Here is a 25283-nt window from a genome sequence, read left to right as displayed (position 1 = left end):
TCGGTTTTATTATTCTTTCGACCAGTCGCGCGGGAACTGCACCCCGGCGGCGCGGATCTGGGCGACAAACTCATTCAGGACCTGGGTGCCGGGCAGGCCCTTGGCGTCCAGATCCTTGGCCCAGGGCAGGGCGACATTGGGCAGCACCGCGGCCCACTGCTTGCGCTCCGCCGGCGAGAGTTCGCGCACCTTGGCGCCGCCTTCCACCATCTTTTGCATCAGGGACACCGACGTGGCCGTCAGCAGGGCGGAGAGCTTGGCATCGTATTCGGCGCCGACTTCCATGACGATCTTCTTCGCGTCGGCCGGCAGCTTGTCATAGACGCGCTTGCTCATCGCCAGGGCGCCGGCGAACTGGGCGCCGTAATTCACCTTGGTGATATGCGGCGCCACCTCGGTCAGCTTGATCGGGAAGGCGCCGGTGGCAAAGGTCAGCGCACCTTCGGTCACGCCGGTCTGGATGTCGTTGTAATAGGTCTGCAGCGAGCCGGCGACGGCGACGGCGCCGGTGCCTTTGACCCAGTTGGCCGAGGGGCCGGGGGCGTTGATCTTCTTGCCGTTGAGGTCTTCCAGCTTGTTGATCGGTGTTTTGGTGAACAGATGATAGCTGTCCAGGCCGGTGCCGCCGAGGAAGACCATGTTGTTCTTGGTCCAGGCATCCGACATCGCCGGAATCTTGGCCTGCATGGTCTTGATCACCTTGGCAATCACGGCGATGTCATCGGTCATGAACGGAGCGACGTAAGACACGTTCTGCAGCGGGAATTTCGGCGCTTCGAAAATGGTTGAGACGAAAGCCAGTTCGGCCAGGCCATCCTTGACCGCGCCGGATTCGCTGCCCAGTTTGACGGCGGTGCCGCCCCAGGCCTTGGTCCATTCGAATTTGGTTTTGCTGCCGGCGGCGGCGAGGCGCTTGTCGACCTCGGGGATGAAGAATTCGTCGGCCAGCTTCACCCAGGGCAGGGCGGGCGGATGGCCGGCGATCGCCGTCATCTTGACAGTTTGCGCCTGCGCGGCGCCGGTCAGCAGAATGGCAGCCGTGGCTCCAAGGGTGCAGGCGATGGTTTTGATCGCGGTCATTTGGTTTCCTCCCGAAAGTTATCCGCGGTTATGCTTTGACGGCTTTCTCCGTGCTGTTGGTTCGGCCGTCGCCGAAACAGAAATCGTAAGTATGGCTTAAGTGATGGTGCAGCATGGCGCAGGCGGCCTCGGCATTGCGCGCCAGTACGAGATCCATCAGCTGGTGGTGCTCGTCCATGATGCCGCGGCCCTGCTCGACCAGGAAATTCTGCATCATGCCGTGGCGGTAGCGCTCGGCCTGGTCGTAGAGCCGGCCCTGTTCGTCCAGCAGCCGTGGCGAGCCGCAGGCGGCGATCAGGGCGTTGTGAAAGGCTTTGTGCAGCTCGCCGAATTCGGTCAGGTTCTCTACCGGCCGGCCGCCCAGGCGGGCGACATAGCGGTCAAGGCGATGATAGGCAGCCAGGATGGCGGCTTCCCATTCATCGTTGCCGCGTTCGATGGCGCGCTTCAGCGCCGCGGTCTCGATTACCTGGCGGGCAATGGTGATATCCGCCAGGTCTTCCGGGCTCATGGCGGCGACGCGGAAGCCGCGCTGGCTTTCCACGGACACAAAGCCCTGGCTGATCAGGCGGGCCAACGCCTCGCGCAGCGGGCTGGCGCTCAGGCCGTAGCGGGTTTTCAGTTCGTCGATCTGCAGCTTGGCACCGGGCGGGAAGAGGCCGGCAATGATGTCGGAGCGAATATTGCGGTATGCAAATTCGGTCAGGCTGCCGGCTTCGGCTGCCAGATCGCGGATATCCGCCTTTGTCCTCCCGTCGGTCATGTGGTCAATCTGGAAGGCTGAAGGGCAGGCTGTCAACGATAAAAAGAAAAAAAATCGACAAAATAGATTCTCGTCGTTATTATGGGCTGTACAAGCCGCCAGTCAGAACCGGCCAAGGAGGAACCATGCCCCGGCGTTTTGTCGACCTCTCCATCTACCTTGAAAACGACGTGCAGTCCGATCCGCCGGGCTTCAGTCCCAGGATCGAGTATATCCGCCACCAGCAGAGCGCGGCCGATGTGGTGAAGTTCTTCCCCGGCCTGAAGGAAGAAGACCTGCCCGACGCGGAAGGCTGGGCGGTCGAGAATGTCACGCTGAACACCCACAATGGTACGCATCTGGATGCGCCGTATCATTTCCATTCGACCATGAACCATGGCGAACGGGCCTGGACCATCGACGAGGTGCCGCTGGACTGGTGCTTCGGCGATGGCGTGAAGCTCGATTTCACGCGGTTTCCCGATGGTTATGTCGTCACGGACAAGGATGTCGAGGCAGAACTGAAGCGCATCGGGTATGAGTTGAAGGAACACGACATCGTCGTGGTCAACACCGCGGCCGGCAAGGCCTATGGCCAGCCCAGCTATGTCAGCACCGGCTGCGGCATGGGCTATAAAGCCACGATGTACCTGCTGGAGCGTGGCGTGCGCGTCACCGGCACGGATGCCTGGAGCTGGGACGCCCCCTTCGTGCATACCGCCGAGAAATTCAAGGACAGCCACGATGCGTCGCTGATCTGGGAAGGCCACAAGGCTGGCCGCCATATCGGCTATTGCCATCTGGAGAAGCTGCATAACCTTGAAGTGCTGCCACCGTTTGGCTTCACCATCTCCTGCTTCCCGCACAAGATCCGCGGCGCCTCCGCCGGCTGGACCCGCGCCGTCGCGATTTTTGAGGAATAACCAGACATGAAATTCTGCACTTTCAGCCATCCGGCGCGCGGTTCCATGCGTCCCGGCGTGCTCACCAGCGACGGCGCCAGTATCGTCGACCTGGGCGATGCCTTTCCGGACATCCTCTCCATCATCAAGGGTGGCGACGAGGCCAAGGCCAAAGCCCGCGTCCTGCAGGAGAAGGCGGAAATCCGCATGCCGCTGAACGAGGCCAAGCTGCATGCGCCGGTGCCGGTGCCCGAGCAGATCCGCGATTCCATGCTGTTCGAGAAGCATGTGCAGCAGGCGATGGAGCGCATCGCCATCATGCGCAAGCCGCTGCTGGGGCCGCTGCTGGTCAAGCTGGGTATGATCAAGGTGGCGCCGACCTGGTACCAGATTCCGATCTACTACAAATCCAACCGCTTCTCGGTGAACGGGCCGGATGGCGACGTGATCTGGCCGCGCTACAGCCAGGTGATGGATTTCGAGCTGGAATTCGGCTTTTTCCTTGGCAAGGGCGGCAAGAACATCAAACCGTCGGAAGCGCGCGACCATATCTTCGGCTTCACCATCTTCAACGACTTCTCGGCGCGCGATGCCCAGAGCATCGAGATGCAGAGCATGCTGGGCCCCTGCAAGGGCAAGGATTTCGATACCGGCAACAGCATGGGGCCATTCCTAGTGACGCTGGACGAGATCGGCGATCCCTACAGCTTACGCATGCAGGCCCGCGTGAATGGCGAGACCTGGTGCGACAGCAATTCCAGCACCATCCACCACACCTTCGAGGACCTGCTGGCCCGCGTCTCGGCTGACGAGACGGTGTATCCGGGCGAATTCTTCGGCTCGGGCACGGTGGGCGATGGCTGCGGCCTGGAGCATGGCCGCTATCTGAAGGATGGCGACGTGGTGGAGCTGGAAGTCGAGAAGATCGGCATCCTGCGCAACCGCGTGGTCAGGCAGAAGTAAACAGGGCCTCGGGCAATCCCGGCACATCGACACGGATACTGAAGATGCCGCCGGCCAGCGGCATCTGCGCCAATTCCTCGTCCGTGTGTTTCTGCCGTGCGGTGGTGATGAACAGGGTGCGCAGATCGGGCCCGCCGAAGCAGGGCATGGTTGGCGCCTTCACCGGCAGCTGAATCTCGCGCAGACGTTCGCCTGAAGCTGAGAACTGCGCCACCTTGCCGGCGCCATAGAGCGCCAGCCAGTAATTCCCTGCGCCGTCCACCGTGGCGCCATCGGGCCGCTCGCCCTTGGCGCGCAGGTCGAGAAACAGCCGTTTGTTCGACAGTCCTGCCGTGGCGATGTCGTAGTCGTAGGCATGCACCTGCATGGCCGGGGTGTCGGCGTGATACATCACGCGGCCATCCGGGCTCCAGGCCAGTCCGTTTGATGTGGCGATCGGGCCAGGCAGTTTTTCCTCATGGAAGCGGGTGCCAATGAGGCGATAGAGCGCGCCATTCGGCCGCCGATCATCCGTCATGGTGCCGGCCCAGAAGCGGCCCTGACGGTCGCAGCGGCCGTCGTTGAAGCGCATCAGCGTGCGATCGTATGGCGCAGCGGCCAGCAACTGATGCCGGCCGTTGGCAGGATCGAACCGGTAGAGACCGTCGCGCAGCGCGGCGACCATGCCGCCGTCGCGGGCCAGTGCGATGCAGCCGATGGCGGCCGGCATTGCCCAGTGTTCGTGTGACAGGGTGACGGGATCGAAGCGATGCAGGGCGCGCGCGTTGATGTCGACGAACCACAGGGCCTGCTCCGCGACCGACCAGACCGGCGATTCCGCCAGGTCGAAGCCGCCATCGAGGATGCAGGCCGCTGTCATCCCGCTGCCTCGGCCAGGTCGGCGACATAGTCCCCGAGCGCCAGCGATGCCGTGAGTCCGGGGCTTTCGATGCCGAACAGGTTGATCAGGCCGGGCAGGCCGGTCTGCTCGGGGCCATGGATGACGAAGTCATCGGCCTTGCCGCCGGACGGGGACAACTTCGGGCGGATACCGGCATAGCCGGGCTGGATCGCGCCATCGGGCAGGCCGGGCCAGTAGCGCCGCACGGCGGCGTAGAATTTTTCACCCCGGGCCGGATCGACTGCGTAGTCGATGCTCTTCACCCATTCCACATCTGGCCCGAAACGCATCTGGCCGCCCAGGTCTATGGTGACATGGGTACCCAATCCGCCGGGTTCGGGCACCGGGTAGATCAGCCGCGAAAACGGCGGCTTCATTCCCGAGAGGATGAAGTAATTGCCCTTGGCATAATGGCAACCTGGCACGCTCTCGGCCCGGATGCCCTCGATGGATGCCGCGATGCGCTGCGCCGAGAGGCCGGCGGCATTGATGACCAGCCGGGCCTTCAGCCGCATCGGCTCACGCCCGCCGGTTTCGATCACAATGCCATCATTCGCCGCCGCGCCGCGCAGCACGGGCGAACTCAGTGCCAGCATGGCGCCATGGTCTTCCGCCTCGCCCTGGAAGGCCAGCATCAGGCCATGACTGTCGATGATCCCGGTGGAGGGCGAGAGCAGGGCGGCGACGCAATGAAGCTGGGGCTCCAGCGCCAGGGCTTGGTCGCGGCTGAGCCACTGCAGGTCAGCCACGCCATTGGCCACAGCTTTCTGTTTCAACACCTCCAGGTCGGCGATCTGTGCATCGTCTGCAGCGACAATCAGCTTGCCACAGCGCCGATGGGCAATGCCGCGCTCGGCGCAATAGGCGTACAGCGCCTGCTTGCCGGCCACGCAGAAGCGGGCTTTCAGGCTGCCGGCCGGATAATAGATGCCGGCATGGATCACTTCGGAATTGCGGGAACTGGTCTCGCTGCCGATCAGGTCGGCGGCCTCGGCAATCACGACCTCGCGGCCACGCCGGGCCAGGGCACGGGCCACGCTTAAACCCACCACGCCGGCCCCGATCACCAGACACTCGACCGTATCCATCTGCCGCCATTCTCCCGCTCGATACTTTCCCTTATCGGCAGGGTGGCGGGCCATGGCAAGCCCTGTCCGGATACCAGCAGAATCCCCGCCGGATAAGCCGGGGCGGCGCTTGACTTCTCCCGGCCGGGGCCGTAAAGACACGCCTCGGTCGCGACGGTCACGCTTTGGACCCCGCACCGCCTGCCCAGGTGGCGGAATTGGTAGACGCGCTAGCTTCAGGTGCTAGTGACCGAAAGGTCGTGTAAGTTCGAGTCTTATCCTGGGCACCAATTCCTCGATTGCCGCGCCGTTTCCCGGCGTCTGCGCAAGAGAGTGCAGCACCCGAGAGAGTGCACCGCAAATGGCGATCACCGTATATCAGAACGACCTGCCCGACGGCCTCGATCTTGGCTCGTCGGTGGCCATCGACACCGAGACGATGGGGCTGCGCACCCTGCGTGACCGCCTCTGCGTCGTGCAGCTTTCCTCGGGCGATGGCAATGCCCATCTGGTCCAGTTCCGCGCCGGCAGTGGTTATAATGCGCCCAATCTCAAGCGGCTGCTGGAAAATCCCGGCATCCTCAAGCTGTTTCACTTTGCCCGCTTCGATCTTGCGGCCCTGAAGCAGTATCTCGGCGCCGAGACCTCGCCGGTTTACTGCACCCGCACGGCCTCCAAGCTGGTGCGCACCTTCACCGACCGACATGGCCTGAAGGATCTCTGCCGCGACCTGATCGGTGTGGAAATCTCCAAGCAGGAACAATCCTCCGACTGGGGCGCGCAAAACCTGACCGAGGCGCAGCAGCGCTATGCCGCCTCGGACGTGCTGCATCTTCACCAGCTTAAAGTAGTGCTGGACGGCATGTTGACCCGTGAAGGACGTATGGGGTTGGCGGAAGCCTGTTTTGCCTTTCTGCCGGCGCGGGCGGCGCTGGATCTCGCCGGTTGGCCTGAAGACGATATTTTCGCCCATTAATTCTTTCGTCTATTGGTGAATTTCGCCTTGGGCGCGGCGCCGGGTTTGCAATTTGGCAGCCGATTCTCCATATTTGGCACGATTCTTGTTTATGTCTCGCAAGCGGTGGGTAACCCATGACATCCGCACCATCCGCCGCGCGTGTTAAGCGCGCCGGAAAGACCGGAAAGAAACGTGCGAAAGCCGTTTCCAAGGACGACCGGTCCGGGACTGTCCGGCCGAAAGTGGTCCAGGTGACCGGCCGGCAGTCGTCGGCAGGTCCTGATATCGCCGCCGCCCGCCGCGTGCTGCTGATGGAAGCCAATGGTCTGGCGGCCCTGGCCGCCGGCCTGACCGACAGCTTCGACCGCGCCATCGACCTGCTGCTCGGCGTCAGCGGCAGCAATCCCGGCCTGTCGAGCGGGGTGCGTGGCCGGGTGATCGTTTCGGGCATGGGCAAAAGCGGCCATGTCGGCCGCAAGATCGCCGCCACTCTGGCATCGACCGGCACGCCGGCATTCTTCGTGCATCCGGCCGAGGCCAGCCATGGTGATCTCGGCATGGTGATGCAGGGCGATGTGCTGCTCTGCCTGTCCAATTCCGGCGACGTGCCGGAAATGGCCGACCTGATCGCCCATGCCAAGCGGTTCGGCATTCCGCTGATTGGCATCACGTCGAAATCGCGTTCCGCGCTGGGCCTGGCCTCCGATGTGGCACTGATCCTGCCGCCGGTTGAGGAAGCCTGCCCGATGGGGCTGGCGCCGACCACCTCGACCACCATGACGCTGGCGCTGGGCGACGCGCTGGCTGTCGCGCTGATGGAGCGCAAGGGGTTCAACCACGACCATTACCGGGTCTTCCATCCGGGCGGCCGACTCGGCAAGCAGCTCATCAAGGTGAGTGATCTGATGCATGGCGGTCCGGAGATGCCGCTGGTCGCCGCCGGTACGCCGATGCGTCAGGCGCTGGTCACCATGGCCGGTCGCAGCTTCGGCTGCATTGGCATCGTCGGAACCAAGGGACGGGAAAAGGGCCGGCTGGTCGGCATCGTTACCGACGGTGACCTGCGCCGCCATATCGAAGGCGACCTGCTGTCGCAGACAGTGGACGCGGTGATGACGAAATCGCCGATTACAATCGGGCCGCATCAACTGGCCGTCGAGGCCCTGCGCCTGATGAACAGCCGTCGTATTACGGCGTTCTTCGTGGTCGATGGCAACCACCCGGTCGGAATCCTGCATATGCATGATTGCGTACGCGCCGGTATTACCTGATGCAGCAGGGCCTCGCATGACCGCCAACAGCGATCGCATCAGCGCGAGTGCTTCGCCGAGCAAGCCTGCGGCGGGCTTTACTCCGCGCAGTGCTGCCGATGCGCTGTCGACGCTCACCCGTCGGCGCCGGTTCGTGCAATTCATGAAATTCATCCTGCCGCTGATCGCGCTGGGTACCATTGCGGTGGTGATCGCCTGGCCGCAGCTTTCCAGGAAGCATCACATGCTGCCGCTGACATTCAGCAATGTCGACAGCGCGAATGCCGCCCTGGTGATGAACAATCCGCGCTATCGCGGCACCGATGCCAACGGCCAGCCTTACATCGTTACGGCCGACCGCGCCGTGCAGGATCCGCAGGACGACAAGCAGGTGACGCTGGATCGCGTGCAGGCCGATCTCACCATGCATAACGGAGAATGGTGGTCGCTGACGGCGGATACCGGGCTTTATCAGGGCAATGCGCAGCTGCTTGACCTGTTTGGCAACATTGCGGTGTTCGGCGACAAGGGCTACGAGATGCACGGCCATTCCGCCGAGATCAACCTGGAGACCAAGGTGGTCTCCAGCGACGAGAAAGTCTGGGGGCATTCGGCGCTGGGCAAGATCAATGCCAATGGCATGCGGATCTATGACAAGGGCCAGCGTGTCGTGTTTATCAATGGCGTGAAGACCACCATCTTCCCGCGCGAACAACGGGGATGATTGGAATGCGTCAGTCTGCGCTTTTCCTCGTCATGCTGGCCGGCAGTGCGCTGCTGGCCTTGTCTCCGGCTTTCGGTCAGATCGGACTGAACGGGCGCAAGAACAGCGATCAGCCGATCGAGATCGCCTCTGATACGCTGGAAGTGCAGCAGGACAAGCAGCTCGCGATTTTCCGCGGCAATGTTGATGCCGTGCAGGGTGATACCCGTCTGCGTTCGGCGGAACTCTTTGTTTATTACCGTGAGCGCAGCCAGCCGGGCCAGGCCGGCGCGGCAAAGCCGGCGCCGCCACGCCCGGCTACGCCGGCGACATCGGCGGGTCCGGATGCCAGCTCGATCACCAAGATCGAGGCCAAGGGGGCTGTTTTCGTCTCCACGCCGCAGGAGCGCGGCCAGGGCGATTTCGGCGTCTACGATGTGGACAAGAAAACCATCACGCTGACCGGCAACGTGGTGCTGAGCAATGACCAGGGTACGGTGCGCTGTGCCCGCGCGGTGATGTACCAGGATACCGGCCGCAGCACCTGCGATCCGGTGACCGGCGGCCGTGTGCGCGGCGTGTTCGTGCCGAAGGGCGACGACAAGCCAGCCGAGGGTGCATCCCCCAAGACCGGGGAAAAGCGCTGATGAATATCGGTGGCGAAAAGCTTGGCGGCGACGGCCTGCGGCTGGTGGCAGAAAACGAATTCCCCGGCCTGGCGGCCCATCGGCTGGGCAAGAGCTTCAAGAAGCGCCCGGTGCTACGCGACGTATCGCTCTATGTCCAGCGCGGCGAGGCGGTTGGGTTGCTGGGCCCGAACGGCGCCGGCAAGACCACCACTTTTTACATCATGACCGGTCTGATCCGCCCCGATCACGGCAGTATCACGCTGGATGGTCACGACATCACCGGCCTGCCGATGTATCGGCGCGCCCGTCTCGGCATGGGCTACCTGCCGCAGGAAGCCTCGATTTTCCGAGGCCTGACGGTGGAGCAGAATATCCGCGCCGTGCTGGAGCTGGTCGAGCCGGAAACCGACCGGCGCGAGGCGATGCTGGATGACCTGCTGGCCGAGTTCTCGATCACCCATCTGCGGCGCACGCCGGCGCTGGCGCTTTCGGGCGGCGAACGGCGCCGCTGCGAGATCGCCCGGGCGCTGGCCACCCAGCCATCCTTCATGCTGCTGGACGAACCGCTGGCCGGCATCGATCCGATCGCGGTGGGTGAAATCCGCCAGCTGGTTTCGCATCTGAAGGATCGCGGCATCGGCGTGCTGATCACCGATCACAATGTGCGTGAAACGCTCGATATCATTGACCGCGCCTATATCCTGCATGATGGCAAGGTTCTGATGGAAGGCAGCCCGAGCGAGATCGTCGCCGACGAGAATGTCCGGCGCGTCTATCTGGGCGAGCGGTTCAGCTGGTGACGGAGCTCTAGCATGGCGCTCGGTCCCCGTCTTGAGCTTAGGCAGGGCCAAGCCCTTGTTATGACACCGCAGTTGCAGCAGGCGATCAAGCTGCTGCAACTGTCCAATCTCGAATTGATGGCCTATGTCGAGCAGGAACTGGAACGCAACCCGCTGCTCGAGCGCGTCGATGGCGAGAACCCCTCGGGCGATGACACCAAGGACCCCTTCGAAGTGGCCGAGGCCAATGCCGCGGTCGAGCGCCTTGACCTGGCGTCTGACACTATTACCGAGAAGGCCCGTGAATCGCTGGATGTTGACAGCGAGTCCGACAGCACCTTCAACAACGACAGCGGCTATGATGCCATGGGCCCGGAAAGCGGCCTGGGCAGCAATTACATCAGCGGTCGCGGCGGCGATTCCCGTTTCGAGGACGAGGGTGGCGGGCTGGAAAACAGCCTGACCGAAACCCGCAGTCTGCGCGAACATGTACAGGATCATTGGCTGTTGATGCCGGCGAATGCCGGCGATCGGTTGATCGGCCAGGCGCTGATCGATTCCCTCGATGAAGCGGGTTACATCACCGAGCCATTGGAGGAGATTGCCGAGCGGCTGGGCGTCGGTGCCGATGATGTCGAGGCCGTGCTGCTGGATTTGCAGACCATCGAGCCGGCCGGCCTGTTCGCTCGCAGCCTGAAGGAATGCCTTGCCCTGCAATTGCGCGAACGTGACCGCCTCGATCCGGCCATGCAGGCCATGCTGGACAATCTCGAATTGCTGGCCAAGCGGGATATTGCCGGCCTGATGCGCATCTGCGGTGTCGACCAGGAAGACATTGCCGACATGGTACAGGAAATCCGCGCGCTGAACCCTAAGCCGGGGCTGCTGTTCGGCGGCGAGCCGGTGCAGACGCTGGTGCCCGATGTCTATGTGCGGCGTGGCAATGACGGCAGCTGGCTGGTCGAGTTGAACAGCGACACGTTGCCGCGCGTGCTGGTCAACAGCCGCTATTACGCCAAGGTGACCAGAGGCGAGAAAAACGCCAACGGCAAGGACAAGGACAAGCAGACCAAAAGCTACATGTCCGATTGTCTCAATTCCGCCAACTGGCTGGTCAAGTCGCTGGACCAGCGGGCACAGACGATCCTGAAGGTCGCCAGCGAGATCGTGCGCCAGCAGGATGCCTTCCTGCGCCATGGCGTGGCGCATCTCAAGCCGCTGAACCTGCGCGCGGTGGCCGAGGCGATCGAGATGCATGAAAGCACGGTCAGCCGCGTGACCTCGAACAAGACGATGGCGACGCCGCGCGGCATCTTCGAGATGAAGTATTTCTTCACCGCCAGCATCGCCGCGACTGACGGTGGCGAGGCTTTTTCAGCTGAATCGATCCGGCATCGCATTAAATCGCTGATCGACGGGGAGGCGGCCGAGGATGTGCTGTCGGATGACAAGATCGTCGAGGTCCTTGCCGGCAAGGGCGTCGATATCGCCCGGCGCACGGTGGCGAAATATCGTGAAGCCATGAATATTCCATCCTCCGTGGAGCGCCGGCGGCTGAAAAAGGCCGGGCTGCTGAAAACCGGTTGAGGCCATGACCGACATTGAACCGCTTTTTGAAAGCAACCGTGCCTGGGCGATGTCGAAGCTGCGGGCCGATCCCGGCTTCTTCGATCGGCTGACCCATCAGCAGAATCCCGCCTATCTGTGGATTGGCTGCGCCGACAGCCGGGTGCCGGCCAATGAAATCGTTGGCCTCGATCCCGGTGAGCTGTTCGTGCACCGCAATGTCGCCAACCTGGTGCATCCGGCCGATATGAACTGTCTGGCCGTCCTGCAATACGCCATTGAGTTCCTGCAGGTGAAGCATGTGATCGTGACCGGGCATTACGGCTGCGGCGGCGTGCGCGCCGCGATGCAACCGCAGCAGCTCGGGCTGATCGATCATTGGCTGCGGCCAATCCGTGACGTGTACGAAAAAAATCACGCCGAGCTGGCCGATATCATCGATGAGTACAAACGTCTCAACGCGTTATGCGAGATGAATGTGCGTGAGCAGGTGCTCAACCTGGCCAAAACGACCATCGTGCAGAACGCCTGGCATCGTGGCCAGGAGCTCAGCTTGCATGGCTGGGTTTATGGTATTTCCAACGGCTTGATCCGCGATCTTGGCGTCACCATATCGAATCCGCAAACGCTGGCCGGGATTTTCCGCACCGAGCTGAATCCGGAGCAGGGTTAAGCCTGTGGTTAACTCGTTAATACGGCCACAAGGTTGTGGATATTAAGGGAATCAAAGAGTTAGGAGGTGGTTATGCGGTTGACAGTGAGAGAGTGCTTCTCTATGGTCCGCGACCGCATGACGGGCGCTGGGCGCCGTACTACAATCATGCCCTGACCGATCGAACTCGGGTTTCGAGACATCATGAAAATCCTGACTTCCGGACAGCAGCTCGACCTCGGTGACTCACTCCGCGCCTATGTCGAGGAACATCTCTCTGCCGCAGTGTCCAAATACATGGACAATGCCATTGAGGCACAGGTGGTCTTCCGCCGCGAAAGGGGGATGTACCATTGCCATTGCTCGGTGCATGTTGGCACCGGCATCGACGCGCAGGCCGAGGCGGAGGGAGCTGAAATTTACCTCAGCTTCGACCAGGCGCTCGAAAGACTGGCCAAGCAAATTCGGCGCGACAAGCGCAAGCGGCGCAACCATCATGCGCGGCTACCCGATGCCGGAGACGTCGCCTGATCATCCGCAAGGATGACAGATGCGATACGGCATTAAAGCCGCGGAGGCATTTTTCCCGATGGAAATCTTTCAGCTCTTGAGCCCTGACGGCGTCATCGCCAACCTCAAGGCCAACAGCAAGAAGCAGGCGTTGCAGGAACTTTCCGCGCGCGCAGCGAAAATCACCGGCCAGCATGAGCGGGCCATTTTCGACACGCTGCTGGAGCGCGAGCGCCTCGGCACCACCGGTGTTGGCAATGGCATCGCCATTCCGCATGGCCGGCTTGCCGGCCTGGACCGGCTTTATGGCCTATTCGCGCGGGTCGAGCGTCCGGTCGATTTCGACTCGATCGATGAGATGCCGGTCGACCTGGTTTTTCTGCTGCTGGCCCCGGAATCGGCCGGCGCGGACCACCTCAAGGCGCTTGCCCGCGTATCGCGCCTGCTGCGCGACAAGGCGGTCTGCGAGAAGCTGCGCGGCGCCGAGAGCGCCGACGCGATCTACGCCCTGCTGACCGACAGCCCGGCCAGCCACGCCGCCTGAACGGCGGCCCCGTTTAACGGCGTCTTTGCATATCCTGACGATGCGGCATCGGTTTGGCTGCCGCGTCGCCTGTCACCTGCCCGCAGGCAGCTGGCAGGCGGTGGCGTGTCGCTCAATGCAGGCTGACCGGAAGCAGATCGTTCTGCAGCGCGGCGGCGAAGGCAAGGTCGCGTTCTGGCGCCCAGCCCAGCTGGGTGCCATTGGCGGAAAAGATGCCCCATCCATCGCCTTCCGGCATATGCACCGGTCGCACATAGGCCAGATCCGGTGCGCCAAGATTGGCAAAGCCTTCGGCGGTCATCGCCGGATAAAGCGGGTTGTTGTTGTAGTAGGCATTATCGTGGTTGCTGGGGGTGCTCATAATCTTACTCCTTCCGTGGCCCGTCTCAGACGCTGCCACCTGATTTTCCGCTTACGCCAATCTGACTGCCGCCATCGCCATTTCCGGTCCTGATCGTAATCGAGCGGATCTGTGGTTCGGGTTTCGGCCGGCGCAGATCGACATGCAGCAGGCCGTTGACCAGTTCTGCCCCGATGACCTCGATGCCGTCGGCCAGCACGAAGCTGCGCTGGAATTGCCGGGCGGCAATGCCACGATGCAGATAAACCCGATCTTTCTCGTCGGCCTGCTTGCCGCGGATCACCAGCTGGTTGTCCTCGATAGTGATCGTGAGGTCGGTAGCGCTGAAACCGGCAACGGCCAACGTGATGCGCAGGCCATCTTCACCGATCTGTTCGATATTATAGGGCGGATAGCCTTCCGAGCCGGCCTTGGTGGCCCGCTCGATCATGCGTTCGACATGATCGAAGCCCAGCAGGAGCGGGCTGGAAAACACTGATACGCGTGTCATTGTCGTCGGACTCCTTAATCAAGCGAGTGCCGTTGAGGCCCTGATCGGCGCCTGAACGGTTATGATGTGGGGAGGGATGGCTTGCAGATCAAGACCTGGACCGGCAGGATACGCCGCCGGAAAGGGAGGCGTATTGTGGCGAAATCAGGACGTGAGATTAATACCTTAGCCGTAATAGGCGCCGGAGCGATGGGGCGGGGCATCGCCCAGGTTGGCATGACCGGCGGCATGGCGGTCATGCTGTACGATGCGGCGCCTGGCGCCGCTGCCAAGGCCAGGGACGCCATCCTGGCCCAGCTCGACCAGATGGCAGCCAAGGGACGGCTTGATCCGGCCGCGGCCGAAGCGGCCAAACGGCGTCTGGCCGTGGTCGACGATCTGAAAGCCTTTGCGCCGGCCGATCTGGTGGTCGAGGCGATTGTCGAAAACCTGGCCGTGAAACAGGAGGTGTTCCGCCAGCTTGAGGCCATCGTGCGGCCGGATTGCCTGTTGGCCTCGAATACCTCGTCGTTGCGCATCGCCAGTATCGCCAGCGCCTGCCAGCATCGTGGCCGGATTGCCGGCCTGCATTTCTTCAATCCCGTGCCGCTGATGAAACTGGTCGAGGTGATCCGCGCGCCGGCCACCAGCGATGCCACCGTCGCGGACCTGGTCATGGTTGGGGAACGGATGGGCCGCGTGCCGGTGGTGGTGCAGGACAGCCCGGGTTTCCTGGTCAATCTCGGCGGTCGCGCCTACACCCAGGAGGCCCTGCGCATTGTCTCTGAGGGCGTCGCGACGCCGGCCCAGGTCGATGCGGTGATGCGCGACAACTGGGGTTTCCGCATGGGGCCGTTCGAATTGATGGACCTGACCGGGATCGACGTGAACTTCCCGGTCAGCCAGATCATCCACGAAGGTTATTTCTACGACCGCCGCCTGGCGACCACGCCGTTGCACCAGTCCTTGCGCGAAAGCGGCCAGCTCGGCCGCAAGACGAAGCAGGGTTTTTTCACCTATGGCGAGGATGGCAAGGCGCTGGCGTCGCCCGCCGACGCCACCAGTGCCGCCGCGCCGGCCAGCCGGGTTGTGCTGGCACAGGAGGATGAGGCACTGGGTGAATTGCTGCGTGGTCTTGGATTGGAGGTCAGCGGTTTTGATGATGGCGAAAGCGCCATCCTGTGCGCCCCGCTCGGCGAGGACTGCGCGACCTATGCCGCGCGGTTGCAACTGGATCACCGCCGGTTATTTGGTCTCGATATCGCCGGCAAGCTGGACCGGCGGCTGACCCTGATGCGGCCGCCCGGCGCGCGCCGCGATCTGCTCGATGGGCTGGTGGCGTGCTTTCATGCCGCCGGCCGCGCCGTTACCGCGATCCATGACAGCCCTGGCTTCATCGGCCAGCGCATCGCCGCCATGGTGGCCAATCTGGGTTGCGAGATGGCGCAGATCGGCGTGGCCAGCCCGGGCGATATCGACAAGGCGATGACCATGGGCCTGAACTATCCCTTTGGCCCGCTGGCGCTGGCCGATGCAATGGGGGTGGAGGCCGTGCATACGGTGCTGAGCCAGTTGCAGGCGATCACCGGCGACGACCGCTACCGGCCCAGCCTGTGGCTGCGCCGCCGCGCGCTGCTTGGGCTTTCGGCCCTGACCGAAGACTGAGCCGGTTTTCAGGCGACCAGCCGGACGAACGGCACCGGCTGGTCGAAGCCTTTCAACTCGGCCGCTTCATGGCGCAGGCCACAGCCCTGCAGCAGCGGCGCGACGGCGGGATCTGTCGCCAGCGGCTGCGACAGGATCACCTCGCCACCGCGGCAGCGGCCCTGCAGCCGCGCCGCCAGATTGACCGTGCTGCCGAAATAATCCAGCCGGTCGTTCAGGTTCACGGCGATGCAGCGACCGCCATGCAGGCCCATTTTCAGCACGATGGCTGCATCGATCGTCTGGCCTTCGCTGGCGGTTTCGGCGCGATATTCGGCATTGAAGCTGCCGATCCGGTCGCGGATTTCCAATGCGGCGCGCACCGCCTGTTCCGGCGTGGCGAAGGCGGCCATCACGGCATCGCCGATGGTTTTCACCAGGGCGCCGTCATGGTCGCGGATGGTGGTAGCCAGGAAACCGAAATGTCGCCGCACCAGACGATAGGCGGCACCATCGCCCAGCCGCTCATACAGCGCGGTCGAGCCCTCCAGATCGGTGAAGATCAAGGTTACATTGTCGATGCCGACATCTTCGCCCGGCCGCAGCACCTGGTCCGGCAGCAGATCGCGGAAGGCCTGCATCGTGGTCACTTCGTGGGCAGTCAGGGCGTCGCGCCGCCAGTCGCGGGTTTCGATCACCAGGGTCAGGTCCCGGCCGGTGCGATTGTGAATGGCGATGCCGCCGATCACCTGGCCGGGTTCGGAATGGATGGTGAAGCCCGGGGCTGTGTCGGTTTCGGCAACCACGGTGGGAAAGGCGCCGCCGTCATACTGCAGCAGGCATTCGCCGCCAGGCTCGAGGGCGCGCAGACGATATTCGCCGGGTTGCAGGGTCGCTGCGACCATACGCTGTTCCCCTGGCTGGACAATCTGCTGCACCAGGATATGGCGCGAGACATGCGGGCCACCCATGCAGAATTCGCCCTCGGTGATGGTGCGGATGCTTGGTATTGGGCTGAAGCTGATCTCGACGTTTTTCGTGAAATCGCCGTCATAGCTGATGTTGCAGGATGGGCAATGGGCCTGCCGGGGCAGTTGATCCAGGCTGGCCGCTCCGGCCTTGGCGCCACCGCAGCGCGGGCAGAGCAGGTTCCATGACAGGTTGAGCATGCCGGCGCGTGTCGCTTCGAGGCAGAGCTCGACGGTATGCCGCAGAGGCACTTGCCATTCCCGCGCCAGCTTGCGCGGGCGAATGCGCACCAGATCGACTTCCTGCGCCGTCCGGATATGGCTGGCCAGCCGTTCGCCCAGGCCATGGGCAAAGGGGGCCCCGGCGATCTGTTGGGTCAGGGTGGCCAGACGCCGCTGTTGCTCGGGGCTGGCCGGAGGCGGCGTGTAGGCGAACGGCATGGCCGTTTCGCCCCGCGCGTAAGCCCCTGCATGGCTGACCATCTCCTCCAGGCCCTTGCCGATCCTGTCCAGCATGCCGGCGGCAAACAGCAGATGGCCAACCAGGCCGCGCGGGGCGCCGCTCAGGCGATAGGTAATACGGCTGCCGCCATCGGCGATGGCCTCGAGTTTGAGGGCCGGGGCCAGATATTCCAGCGGACCACGCCGGAATACGCGCTTCTGGCGGAATTCACGCTCCGCTACCCATTCATAGGGCGGGTCGTCCCATTCGACGGCAATACCCTTGAAGCTGGCGCTGGCCCTTCGGATCACCGAGCCATCAGGCTGGGCGATTTCCTCGACGGCATAACGCGGCGTGCCCGCCGCCTCGTTGAGGCGCGCAGTGTCAGAAAGATAGGGCCAGATCGCGGCAGGCGATGCCGGAACGTCCCAGATCCAGACGCGTTCGTGGTGGTGTGGCATTGGCGGAATCTCCGCCAACAAACTAGCGCTGTAGCCGCGATGGCAAGGGTAAGGCTATTCGCCTGTTGCTATTTACATCGGTTTTGGGGCAGTCGCCGGCGGCGGCTCGGTCAAGATGATCTGGACGGGCTCGGCCGCCATCGGCTGGTCAGGCTCGCTCGGGCTGCCAACCGGCGCGACGGCCACCTGCGGCGGGTTGCGCCGGCCGGGCGGCGTCATCGGCATGCGGGGATCGGCCAGGGGGCGCGGCGCGGCGGGCAGGGCGCGGCCCTCCAGGGAATAGGGGTCGGGTTCGGCGTAGCAGTCGACGCCAGCCAGCGTTTTGAAGCACCAGACTTCCTGGCGATCGGTCGGCTTGTAGTTGCTGACGCAGTAAGTGCCGTCGCTGATCATGTTCAGTGGATTGCAGGTCATCTCCAGGCGTCGCTCGATCCTGGTCTTGACCAGTTCGATGCCGACGCCAAGCGCCAGGGCCTGGGTTGCCGGCGTCATTACTTCCCGGTCGGCCGAACAGGCGGCCAGCAGGCCGGCCAGCAGCGGCAGCATGAACAGTTTGCGGAGCGTGATACGCATGGTCTTTCTCCTGCGCGGCATCCTCTGGACGCCTGTCGGCTTTTCTAGCTGCGGTATTATTGCCCGATCCGCAGTCAACATACAGTTAAACGATATGGTTAACCGGAGATTGGCAGCCGAATCCGGAATGTGGTGCCCAGCGGACCGGTGCGCGCCAGTTCCAGTTCTCCGCCATGGGCACGGATCAACTCGCGCGCAATTGCCAGTCCCAGCCCGGTGCCGCCGTTGCGACCGCCACGGAAGGGTTCGAACAGGTGGCTCTGCGCGGTTTCGCTCAGGCCCAAACCGGTATCGGCAATCTCGATCACGATGTCGTTGCCGCTGATCGCTGCCGCAACCCGGAGGTCGCCACCTTCCGGCATTGCCTGAACGGCATTCCGCATCAGATTGTTCAGAACGCGATAGAGATGTTCGGCATCGGCCAGCAGGCTGAGGGCTTCGGGCACGGCATTGTGCCAGCGAAGGCCACTGCCATCGGTCAGGCCGAGGCCGGCGGCCACGTCCTCGACGAAGCTGTGCAAGGCAAGGGCTTCCGGTTCCGGCGCGCGTTCCTCGGCCTTGCCATAGCGCAGGGTCTGGGCGCAGAGCGCAATAGCGCGATCGACGGCGCTGACCAGGCGCGGGGCAACCTGACGCACGGTGGGGTCGTCGGAGGCGGCGAGGCGATCGGAAACCAGTTGCGCCGAAGCCAGCATGTTGCGCAGATCGTGGCTGATCTTGCTGACGGCAATACCAAGTTGCGCCAGCCGGGCGCGCTGGGTCAGGGCCTGGCGCAGCTCCTGCTGCATCACCTGCAATTCGCGTTCGGCCAAACCAAGCTCGTCGCGGCGCAACGATGGCCGGATGATCTGGCGCGCATCTTCCGGCGCGTCGCGGAAACCGACGATGCTGCCAATCAGGCGCTGCATCGGCCGCACCAGAAGCCATTGCAGACTGAGGTAGACAAGGCCGGCGGTGACTAGGGAAATCAGCAGCGACAGGGAAAAAATCCGCCAGGAAAACTCGCGCAGGGCCTCGGCCAGCGGTGCCGTGGGCAGCACCAGCTCGATGCGAGTCTGCGGGTCGCGCGGCGAAGGTCCCAGCACGCGGATGTAACGGTCGGCATTGCCGCTCAGGGTGACGACGGCATCGACGATGGCTTCCCACCACATCCATCTGGAGAGGTCCACCGGCTGTCCGAGCATCGGCAGTTCCTGCCTGTCGCTGAGGATCAGGGCATTCGATTCCTGTCGCCGCATCGCCACCAGCTTGCCGCCGACATTGCGCAGCAGCTCATCTTCCAAGTCGGCGCTGACCATGCCGTTGGGGGCGGCCAGCAGAGCCAGCGCGGCCTGGTCGGCCAGCTCGATGCGGGCCTCCAGATAGCTGATGCGGAAGCGCGCCATCGACGGCAGGTAGATCAGCACTTCGGCCAACATGACGAACAAGATGGTCAGCAGCAGAAGGCGGCTCGACAGGCTGGCGGCGCCGGCCGGCCGGGCCGGCGGCGACGAAGCCGATCCGTCATGCGAGGGCTGTGCATCCATGGTCGGTATTATAGGCCGTCAGTCAGTCGAAACGCGCGAGAAACTGCACGACCCGGCGGGTCAGGGGGCTGAGCAGTTTCGGACGGTAGAAATCCCCCGCGGCCCTTTTGCTGGCCTCGCCACGATTCGGATAGGGAACCAGCAAAGCCTGCATGGCGCCAATGCCCAGCCTCTTTTGCATGGCCATGACCCAGGGCTGGATCAGTTCGCCAGCCTCCGGGCCGACGATGGTGGCCCCCAGGATGCGGCCACGCGGCGTTACGATGGCCTTGACCAAGCCTTCAGGGCGGCCCTCGGTACGGGCGCGGTCATTCTCGGCGAAAGGCCAGCGCAGGATGGTAATGCGGCCATGGTTGGCCCGGGCCTCTGCTTCGCTCAGGCCCACGGCCGCCAGTTCAGGATCGCCATAGGTGACCCGCGGGATCATGCCGTGATCGGCGGCTGCCGGCAGGCGGAACAGGGTGTTCTTCAGCACGACGCCAGCATGATAGCCAGCGGTATGAGTGAAGGGGCTGAGCCCGGTGACGTCGCCAATGGCGAAAACGCGCCGGTTCGTGCTGCGCAGCCGGCGGTCGACGGTGATGCCGCGCGCGTCGGCGGCGATTCCGGCCTTTGCCAGATCGAGAGAGTCGAGATTTGGCTTGCGGCCGGTCGCGACCAGCAGATGCGAACCGGCAATGCGGTCCACGCTGCCATCGCTGTGGCGCAAAGTAAGCACAATGCCGGATACGGAGCTCTCGGCCTGCGTGACCTCGGTATTTTCATGCAACACAACGCCGTCATCGCGCAGGGCATCAATCAGCAGATTGCTGAGTTCGGCATCTTCACGCGCCAGACAGGTCAGGCGGTCGATCAGCGTTACTCTGACGCCAAGCCGGCGGAAGGCCTGGGCCAGTTCGACGCCGATCGGTCCTCCCCCCAGGATCATGAGATGCAGTGGTCGCTCGGTGAGATCGAAGACTGTTTCATTGGTCAGATATGGAATCCCATCCAGCCCTGGGATTGGCGGAATGGCCGGGCTGGAACCGGTGGCGATCACGATGCGCCGTGCCCGGATCGTCGCATTGCCGGCAACCAACTGGTCCGGGCCTGTGAACCGCGCTTCATTCTGCAGGATGCGGACCCCGAGCGCGGCGAATCGCTCCGCCGAATCATGGGGGGCAATACCGGCAATGGTATTTTTGACATGCCGCATCACCGCGGCGAAATCGACTTCCGGTTCATCGTAACGGATGCCGAGATGAGTGGTGTGGCGCCAGGCTGTGGCATGGCCGGCGGCTGCGATCAGCGCTTTCGAGGGGATGCAGCCGTAATTCAGGCAATCGCCGCCCATGCGACCGCGCTCGACCAGCACGGTGCGGGCACCCATCAGCGCTGCGCCAGCGGCAACCGATAATCCACCGGAGCCACCGCCAATTACGGCGATGTCGCAATCGATCTGCTCGCTCATGTCTTCACTCCTGCCCAGCCTTCATTCCTGTCTGGGACGGCGGCGTCGCTTCAGCCATATCGGCAGCAAAGACAGCAGGGCGAGAAGTGTCAAGGCAATCATGGTTTCGAAACCGATCAGGCCACCGAGGCCGGTTCCGCCGGCCTGTTGCAGCGTCATATCGAGGCCATGGCCCAGATAGGTTAAGACAAAGGTGCCGGGCAGGATGCCGATGGCGGTGACGGTCACGAAAGTGCCAAGCGGCATGCCAAAGAAGGCGGGGGCGATATTGACCAGCCAGAATGGGAAGGCCGGCACCAGGCGCAGGAACAAAAGATAATGGAATCCGTTCTGCCGCAACTCATGCTCCAAGGCGGCAAGCCGCGTCCCGGCCTTGCGTTGCAGCAGGCTGGCCAGGCCGTCGCCCAGAGCCGCGCGGGCGGTGAGAAAAACCAGAATGGCGCCCAGGGTTGCGCCGGTTGCGGTCCACAGAGTGCCGAGCCAGGGCCCGAACAGAAAGCCGCCGGCCAGCGTGACAAGGCTGGCAACCGGCAGGGAAAAAGCGACCAGCAGGGTGTAGAAAGCCACATAGCCCAGAACGGCCTGCACGGGATGAATGGTCACCCAGTGACGCAGCGCCACCTGTTGTTCATGCGGGCCGGCAAGTTCTGAGATGCGGCCCAGATCCAGGGCCAGAAACAGCGCTAGCCCGAAGCCAAGCAGCAGAAGGGGAAGAAAACGCATGATGCGCATGTGGGTTCTGGGTCTCGCCGCATTCTCTAGCCAGCTGGGATTACCCCTGCAGACGGCTCTCACCGGCTCACCGGAGCCTTGTTTTTGCCCCAATCTGGCAGCAAAGGGAGTAAATTGCACCGGGGCCGGGCTGTCAGACCGGTATGACTCACTGAAACGTGACCCTGTCTCCGGTTGCCACTATCCGCCTGTGCATCATCCATGTTGAACCAAGCAAAAACCATCATTCGGCCGACCGGCAGTTTCTGCCGCATACTCTGCCTTGCCCTGGCGATCCTGTTCGTCCCCGCAGCGGGGACGGCGCCATCACTGGCGCAGCCCGCCGGAACTGCTGCCAGTGGTATGACGGAGCTGCGCAAGCCAACCAACTGGGATGCAGCGCTTGGCGCCGTCGCCCGTCAGTTGCGTGACCCGCGCATGGATGATGAGGGTTTCACCAGATTGCGGGCCGAGCTTGACCGGTTGCGTGTGGCGGCCAGCCAGGAACGCGATCAGTTCAAGCAGGCCGCCACCGCGGCGCAAACCCAGCTTGACGCACTCGGCCCGGCGCCGGCCGCGGGACAGCCTCGCGAATCCGCGGCGGTCGCCGAATCGCGCCGCCAGCTTTCTGCCCGTTTGCAGGCGCTGCAAGACGGCGTGAAGCAATCCGAACTGGCGCTGGCCAGAATCATTGCCATGCAGGACGATGTGGGCGCCGAGGCTCGCCGGCAGTTCACCCGGCAGCTGATCTATCGCGGCGTCTCGCCGATCAGTCCGGCATTCTGGCGCGACGGCATTGCCGATATTGCCGCCGCTGCCGAGCAGGTCATGGCGGCGCCGCAGGAATGGTGGGAGGCGACGGGCGAACGGCGCTCCGGAACCACCACGCTGATGCAGATGGCTGTCGTTGCCCTGCTGGCGATCGTGCTGGTATTCCCGATGCAGCGCTGGCTGCATCGGCATTATGGCACCCGTTCGGATATCGAAAGTCCATCGCCTGCGCGGCGCACGGTGGCAGCTTTCACCGAACTGATGAACCGCACGGCCATGCCCCTGGCGGTATTGTGGGCAGCTTACGGTGTTGTGGCCGGCAATGGCTGGGCTTCCGGGCTGGCTGGCGCCCTCCTGCATGCCCTGATGCTGGCGCTGAGCATGGCGCTGCTCGCCCATGGTCTGGTTTACGCCATTCTGGCGCCGCGCAATCCAGCCTGGGCGGTGATCCAGTTGCACCAGCTGCAGCGCGACAGCCTGTTGTGGCGGGTTGCCGTTTTCGCTGTCGGCATCGTGCTGGTGGCTGTGCTGGTGGCGCCGTCACGCACGCCGGATTTCGGCTCGGCAGGCCGTGATCTGGTCATCGCCGCGGTCGCCTTGTTTCTCGCCATCGCCAATCTCGCCTTTGCCGATCCGCGTCTCTGGCGTCAGCTGGGCGACGATCTGCGCCCGTTGCGCCTGCTCACTGGCGTGATCTTCACGCTGAATCTGGTGGCGCTGGCTGCGATCCTGCTTGGTTATTACAGCTTTGCCGCCTTCCTGTCGTATGCGTTGCTGGGATCGGCGCTGGCGCTGGCCGCTTATTCCGTGGTGCGTACGGCCATCCGCGATGGTCTGAACAATCTGGCCGACAGTCCGGAGAGCCGGTTCCGGGTTCTGCGCAAGACACTGGGTTTAACCGGACCGATGAGCACAACGACGCAGCTTTTCCTGGGGCTGCTGGTCGACATCATCCTGTTTTTCCTTCTGCTGATTGCCCTGGCGCTGGCTTGGGGGATGAGTGGCGCAACCCTGGTCGCTTATGCGTTGGAACTGTTCTACGGCGTCACCATCGGTCCGGTGACCATATCCTTGGGCAACATCCTCGGCGCCATTGTTGTTCTGGTGATCGGTATCGGCGTGACGCGGCTGCTCAGCGGCGGGCTCAATTCGCGACTGGAACAGCAGAGTGGCATCGATCCGGGCGTGCGCAATTCGATGGTTACCGGTCTGACCTATGCCGGCTACCTGCTGGCTGGTGTCGCATCCATCGGTGCGGTCGGCCTCGATCTTTCAAATCTGGCGATCATCGCTGGCGCCCTGTCAGTCGGCATCGGTTTCGGCCTGCAGAATATCGTCAACAATTTCGTGTCCGGTCTGATCCTGCTGATCGAGCGTCCGGTCAAGGTCGGCGACTGGGTCGTGGTCGGTGATCGCGAAGGCTATGTCCGGCGCATCAACGTGCGCTCGACGGAGATCGAGACCTTCCCGCGCGCTTCGGTGATCATTCCTAATTCCGACCTGATCTCCAGCCCGGTGATGAACTGGACGCACCGCAATCGCCTGGGGCGCATAGACATCAATATCGGCCTGGCTTACGGAACCGATGTCGACAAGGCGCGCGATGTGCTGCTGGATTGCCTGAAGCGGCATCGCGATATTCTGGCTATCCCTGAGCCGATGGTGGTATTCCGCGATTTCGGTGACAGCGCACTGATGTTTGCCTTGCGCGGCTTCATCGCCGATGTCGAGCGGCGCATGAGCATCGAAAGCGATTTGCGTTTTGCCATCTATAAGGCCTGCAGCGCCAACGGCATCGAGATTCCCTATGCCCAGAGCGATGTGCACCTGGCAGATATCGATCGCCTGGAGAAAATGGTGCTAGCCCTAGCGGGCAATAAAAAACCGGCTGCGGACTAGCCACAGCCGGCAGAGACGGGTTCGCTTGCCGGGTTAGTTCGGTCGGGGCAGGTCGAACAGCAGGATTTCGGCGCCATTCGCCGCGGCGATCTCGAGCTTGCCTTCGCCGACCAGCGCGACGCCGGCCCGCGTCTGCACCTCCTGGCCATTCACTGTAACCTTGCCATCGGCAACCACCAGATAGCCCATGCGGTTTTCCGGCATGTCGAAGCTGGCCGTGGCGCCTTTGTCGATCAGGGCGCCATACAGCGTGGCATCCTGGTGGATCAGCAATGTGCCGGGATTGGCGTCCAGCACCGGTTGTTCCCCCGAGGCCAGCGGCACCAGGCGATTGGCGCGGTCGCCCTTGGGGAACTGGGCCTGGTCCCAGCGCGGCTTCAGCCGGGCCTGACGGGGTTCGATCCAGATCTGGAACAGATGCGTCAGTTCGTCCTCGGCATTCCATTCCGAGTGCATGATGCCGGTACCGGCAGACATCACCTGCACGTCGCCGGCGGGTGTGCGCCCCTTGTTGCCAAGCGAGTCCTCATGGCTGATGGCGCCCCTGGTGACATAGGTGATGATTTCCATGTCGCGGTGGCCATGCATCGGGAAGCCCGATTGCGGCTGGATCTCGTCATCGTTCCACACCCGCAGGGGGCCGAAACCGAAGCCCATCGGCGCGGCAACGCCCGAGAAGTTGAAATGGAACCGACTGTTCAGCCAGTCGATCTGCATGCGACCGAGACGGTCGAAGGGAATGACATGGATCACGGTATCCTCCATCGGATGCGACGGCCCGCA

General features: G+C 63.3%; 25 protein-coding genes and 1 tRNA gene. 14 read left to right on the top strand and 12 right to left on the bottom strand.

Features of this window, described 5'->3' with window-relative positions; translation table 11 throughout:
- Positions 1–9: 9 nt before the first annotated feature.
- Together Q1J79_RS17885 and Q1J79_RS17880 are read right to left on the bottom strand one after the other, a co-directional pair.
- Entirely contained in the window at positions 10–1080 is a 1071-nt protein-coding gene (locus tag Q1J79_RS17885; RefSeq protein WP_300303051.1) for a C4-dicarboxylate TRAP transporter substrate-binding protein, read from the bottom strand.
- A 28-nt stretch (positions 1081–1108) separates the two neighbouring features.
- Complete coding sequence (locus Q1J79_RS17880) at positions 1109–1843, bottom strand: FCD domain-containing protein (RefSeq protein WP_300303049.1); 735 nt, start codon at positions 1841–1843, stop codon at positions 1109–1111.
- 125 nt (positions 1844–1968) lie between these two features.
- On the opposite strand from Q1J79_RS17880, the gene Q1J79_RS17875 reads away from it, so the two are divergent.
- Both Q1J79_RS17875 and Q1J79_RS17870 read left to right on the top strand, forming a co-directional pair.
- Complete coding sequence (locus Q1J79_RS17875) at positions 1969–2745, top strand: cyclase family protein (RefSeq protein ID WP_300303047.1); 777 nt, start codon at positions 1969–1971, stop codon at positions 2743–2745.
- A gap of 6 nt (positions 2746–2751) precedes the next feature.
- Positions 2752–3687 (top strand): fumarylacetoacetate hydrolase family protein, encoded by a 936-nt coding sequence (locus tag Q1J79_RS17870; protein ID WP_300303045.1) that lies wholly within the window; start codon positions 2752–2754, stop codon positions 3685–3687.
- Here the strand turns inward: Q1J79_RS17870 and Q1J79_RS17865 are convergent.
- Positions 3674–4546 (bottom strand): SMP-30/gluconolactonase/LRE family protein, encoded by an 873-nt coding sequence (locus Q1J79_RS17865; protein ID WP_300303043.1) that lies wholly within the window; start codon positions 4544–4546, stop codon positions 3674–3676. The two genes, Q1J79_RS17870 and Q1J79_RS17865, sit on opposite strands and share 14 nt — an antisense overlap.
- The gene (locus Q1J79_RS17860) at positions 4543–5655 is read right to left on the bottom strand and encodes an NAD(P)/FAD-dependent oxidoreductase (RefSeq protein WP_300303041.1); all 1113 of its coding nucleotides are present in this window, start codon (positions 5653–5655) and stop codon (positions 4543–4545) included. The genes Q1J79_RS17865 and Q1J79_RS17860 overlap by 4 nt, the downstream gene beginning before the upstream one ends.
- A gap of 182 nt (positions 5656–5837) precedes the next feature.
- Here Q1J79_RS17860 and Q1J79_RS17855 point away from each other — a divergent pair.
- From Q1J79_RS17855 to ptsN, 10 genes are all read left to right on the top strand, one after another.
- Positions 5838–5924 (top strand) — tRNA-Leu (locus Q1J79_RS17855).
- 71 nt (positions 5925–5995) lie between these two features.
- On the top strand, positions 5996–6610 hold the full coding sequence (locus tag Q1J79_RS17850; protein ID WP_300303039.1) for a ribonuclease D: 615 nt from the start codon (positions 5996–5998) through the stop codon (positions 6608–6610).
- A 233-nt stretch (positions 6611–6843) separates the two neighbouring features.
- The gene (locus Q1J79_RS17845) at positions 6844–7863 is read left to right on the top strand and encodes an SIS domain-containing protein (RefSeq protein WP_367183009.1); all 1020 of its coding nucleotides are present in this window, start codon (positions 6844–6846) and stop codon (positions 7861–7863) included.
- 16 nt (positions 7864–7879) lie between these two features.
- Positions 7880–8566, top strand: coding sequence for an LPS export ABC transporter periplasmic protein LptC (gene lptC, locus Q1J79_RS17840; RefSeq protein WP_300303037.1), 687 nt, complete (start codon positions 7880–7882; stop codon positions 8564–8566).
- Between the two features lie 5 nt (positions 8567–8571).
- Positions 8572–9192, top strand: a complete 621-nt coding sequence (locus Q1J79_RS17835; RefSeq protein WP_300303035.1) for an LptA/OstA family protein — start codon at positions 8572–8574, stop codon at positions 9190–9192.
- Entirely contained in the window at positions 9192–9974 is a 783-nt protein-coding gene (lptB, locus tag Q1J79_RS17830) for an LPS export ABC transporter ATP-binding protein (protein ID WP_300303033.1), read from the top strand. Before Q1J79_RS17835 ends, lptB begins: the two co-directional genes overlap by 1 nt.
- Positions 9975–9986: 12 nt before the next feature.
- Positions 9987–11540, top strand: coding sequence for an RNA polymerase factor sigma-54 (rpoN, locus tag Q1J79_RS17825; RefSeq protein ID WP_300303030.1), 1554 nt, complete (start codon positions 9987–9989; stop codon positions 11538–11540).
- 4 nt (positions 11541–11544) lie between these two features.
- Positions 11545–12192 (top strand): carbonate dehydratase, encoded by a 648-nt coding sequence (gene can / locus Q1J79_RS17820; RefSeq protein ID WP_300303028.1) that lies wholly within the window; start codon positions 11545–11547, stop codon positions 12190–12192.
- A gap of 183 nt (positions 12193–12375) precedes the next feature.
- On the top strand, positions 12376–12702 hold the full coding sequence (gene raiA, locus Q1J79_RS17815) for a ribosome-associated translation inhibitor RaiA (protein WP_300303026.1): 327 nt from the start codon (positions 12376–12378) through the stop codon (positions 12700–12702).
- Between the two features lie 58 nt (positions 12703–12760).
- Positions 12761–13225, top strand: a complete 465-nt coding sequence (gene ptsN, locus Q1J79_RS17810) for a PTS IIA-like nitrogen regulatory protein PtsN (protein ID WP_300303024.1) — start codon at positions 12761–12763, stop codon at positions 13223–13225.
- 112 nt (positions 13226–13337) lie between these two features.
- Here the strand turns inward: ptsN and Q1J79_RS17805 are convergent, their stop codons facing one another.
- The gene (locus Q1J79_RS17805) at positions 13338–13586 is read right to left on the bottom strand and encodes a DUF1150 family protein (protein ID WP_300303022.1); all 249 of its coding nucleotides are present in this window, start codon (positions 13584–13586) and stop codon (positions 13338–13340) included.
- A 25-nt stretch (positions 13587–13611) separates the two neighbouring features.
- Positions 13612–14076: an Hsp20 family protein gene (locus Q1J79_RS17800; RefSeq protein WP_300303020.1), complete on the bottom strand. Its 465-nt coding sequence runs from the start codon at positions 14074–14076 to the stop codon at positions 13612–13614.
- A 135-nt stretch (positions 14077–14211) separates the two neighbouring features.
- On the opposite strand from Q1J79_RS17800, the gene Q1J79_RS17795 reads away from it, so the two are divergent.
- Positions 14212–15720 carry a 3-hydroxyacyl-CoA dehydrogenase gene (locus Q1J79_RS17795; RefSeq protein ID WP_300303018.1) on the top strand — a complete coding sequence of 503 codons (1509 nt, stop codon included), beginning with the start codon at positions 14212–14214 and terminating at the stop codon, positions 15718–15720.
- Between the two features lie 8 nt (positions 15721–15728).
- On the opposite strand, the gene Q1J79_RS17790 is transcribed toward Q1J79_RS17795, so the two are convergent.
- The 5 genes from Q1J79_RS17790 to Q1J79_RS17770 all read right to left on the bottom strand — a co-directional run bounded on the left by Q1J79_RS17790 (position 15729) and on the right by Q1J79_RS17770 (position 21842).
- Positions 15729–17570 (bottom strand): adenylate/guanylate cyclase domain-containing protein, encoded by a 1842-nt coding sequence (locus Q1J79_RS17790; RefSeq protein WP_300303016.1) that lies wholly within the window; start codon positions 17568–17570, stop codon positions 15729–15731.
- A gap of 72 nt (positions 17571–17642) precedes the next feature.
- Positions 17643–18143, bottom strand: coding sequence for a hypothetical protein (locus Q1J79_RS17785; protein WP_300303014.1), 501 nt, complete (start codon positions 18141–18143; stop codon positions 17643–17645).
- Positions 18144–18241: 98 nt separating this feature from the next.
- Positions 18242–19669: a HAMP domain-containing sensor histidine kinase gene (locus Q1J79_RS17780; RefSeq protein WP_300303012.1), complete on the bottom strand. Its 1428-nt coding sequence runs from the start codon at positions 19667–19669 to the stop codon at positions 18242–18244.
- A gap of 22 nt (positions 19670–19691) precedes the next feature.
- On the bottom strand, positions 19692–21119 hold the full coding sequence (locus tag Q1J79_RS17775; RefSeq protein WP_300303010.1) for an FAD-dependent oxidoreductase: 1428 nt from the start codon (positions 21117–21119) through the stop codon (positions 19692–19694).
- 21 nt (positions 21120–21140) lie between these two features.
- Positions 21141–21842, bottom strand: a complete 702-nt coding sequence (locus Q1J79_RS17770; protein ID WP_300303008.1) for a TVP38/TMEM64 family protein — start codon at positions 21840–21842, stop codon at positions 21141–21143.
- Positions 21843–22193: 351 nt separating this feature from the next.
- Here Q1J79_RS17770 and Q1J79_RS17765 point away from each other — a divergent pair, with 351 nt between their 5' ends.
- Entirely contained in the window at positions 22194–24500 is a 2307-nt protein-coding gene (locus Q1J79_RS17765; protein WP_300303006.1) for a DUF3772 domain-containing protein, read from the top strand.
- Positions 24501–24533: 33 nt separating this feature from the next.
- Here Q1J79_RS17765 and Q1J79_RS17760 read toward each other — a convergent pair whose 3' ends face one another.
- Positions 24534–25253, bottom strand: coding sequence for a pirin family protein (locus Q1J79_RS17760; RefSeq protein ID WP_300303004.1), 720 nt, complete (start codon positions 25251–25253; stop codon positions 24534–24536).
- Positions 25254–25283 lie beyond the last annotated feature (30 nt).

The organism is Ferrovibrio sp. (genome assembly GCF_029255545.1).
GTDB lineage: Bacteria > Pseudomonadota > Alphaproteobacteria > Ferrovibrionales > Ferrovibrionaceae > Ferrovibrio.
This window is presented reverse-complemented; position numbering and strand designations above follow the sequence as displayed.

What these genes read in the sequence shown, in the direction of transcription:
- Q1J79_RS17805 (WP_300303022.1), bottom strand. Translation starts at nt 13,586, where the DNA reads ATGAGCACCCCCAGCAACCACGATAATGCCTACTACAACAACAACCCG.
- Q1J79_RS17860 (WP_300303041.1), bottom strand. Translation starts at nt 5,655, where the DNA reads ATGGATACGGTCGAGTGTCTGGTGATCGGGGCCGGCGTGGTGGGTTTA.
- Q1J79_RS17800 (WP_300303020.1), bottom strand. Translation starts at nt 14,076, where the DNA reads ATGACACGCGTATCAGTGTTTTCCAGCCCGCTCCTGCTGGGCTTCGAT.
- rpoN (WP_300303030.1), top strand. Translation starts at nt 9,987, where the DNA reads ATGGCGCTCGGTCCCCGTCTTGAGCTTAGGCAGGGCCAAGCCCTTGTT.
- Q1J79_RS17780 (WP_300303012.1), bottom strand. Translation starts at nt 19,669, where the DNA reads ATGGATGCACAGCCCTCGCATGACGGATCGGCTTCGTCGCCGCCGGCC.
- Q1J79_RS17770 (WP_300303008.1), bottom strand. Translation starts at nt 21,842, where the DNA reads ATGCGTTTTCTTCCCCTTCTGCTGCTTGGCTTCGGGCTAGCGCTGTTT.
- Q1J79_RS17835 (WP_300303035.1), top strand. Translation starts at nt 8,572, where the DNA reads ATGCGTCAGTCTGCGCTTTTCCTCGTCATGCTGGCCGGCAGTGCGCTG.
- Q1J79_RS17870 (WP_300303045.1), top strand. Translation starts at nt 2,752, where the DNA reads ATGAAATTCTGCACTTTCAGCCATCCGGCGCGCGGTTCCATGCGTCCC.
- Q1J79_RS17785 (WP_300303014.1), bottom strand. Translation starts at nt 18,143, where the DNA reads ATGCGTATCACGCTCCGCAAACTGTTCATGCTGCCGCTGCTGGCCGGC.
- raiA (WP_300303026.1), top strand. Translation starts at nt 12,376, where the DNA reads ATGAAAATCCTGACTTCCGGACAGCAGCTCGACCTCGGTGACTCACTC.
- lptC (WP_300303037.1), top strand. Translation starts at nt 7,880, where the DNA reads ATGACCGCCAACAGCGATCGCATCAGCGCGAGTGCTTCGCCGAGCAAG.
- Q1J79_RS17875 (WP_300303047.1), top strand. Translation starts at nt 1,969, where the DNA reads ATGCCCCGGCGTTTTGTCGACCTCTCCATCTACCTTGAAAACGACGTG.
- lptB (WP_300303033.1), top strand. Translation starts at nt 9,192, where the DNA reads ATGAATATCGGTGGCGAAAAGCTTGGCGGCGACGGCCTGCGGCTGGTG.
- Q1J79_RS17885 (WP_300303051.1), bottom strand. Translation starts at nt 1,080, where the DNA reads ATGACCGCGATCAAAACCATCGCCTGCACCCTTGGAGCCACGGCTGCC.
- Q1J79_RS17765 (WP_300303006.1), top strand. Translation starts at nt 22,194, where the DNA reads ATGACGGAGCTGCGCAAGCCAACCAACTGGGATGCAGCGCTTGGCGCC.
- can (WP_300303028.1), top strand. Translation starts at nt 11,545, where the DNA reads ATGACCGACATTGAACCGCTTTTTGAAAGCAACCGTGCCTGGGCGATG.
- Q1J79_RS17850 (WP_300303039.1), top strand. Translation starts at nt 5,996, where the DNA reads ATGGCGATCACCGTATATCAGAACGACCTGCCCGACGGCCTCGATCTT.
- ptsN (WP_300303024.1), top strand. Translation starts at nt 12,761, where the DNA reads ATGGAAATCTTTCAGCTCTTGAGCCCTGACGGCGTCATCGCCAACCTC.
- Q1J79_RS17865 (WP_300303043.1), bottom strand. Translation starts at nt 4,546, where the DNA reads ATGACAGCGGCCTGCATCCTCGATGGCGGCTTCGACCTGGCGGAATCG.
- Q1J79_RS17775 (WP_300303010.1), bottom strand. Translation starts at nt 21,119, where the DNA reads ATGAGCGAGCAGATCGATTGCGACATCGCCGTAATTGGCGGTGGCTCC.
- Q1J79_RS17880 (WP_300303049.1), bottom strand. Translation starts at nt 1,843, where the DNA reads ATGACCGACGGGAGGACAAAGGCGGATATCCGCGATCTGGCAGCCGAA.
- Q1J79_RS17790 (WP_300303016.1), bottom strand. Translation starts at nt 17,570, where the DNA reads ATGCCACACCACCACGAACGCGTCTGGATCTGGGACGTTCCGGCATCG.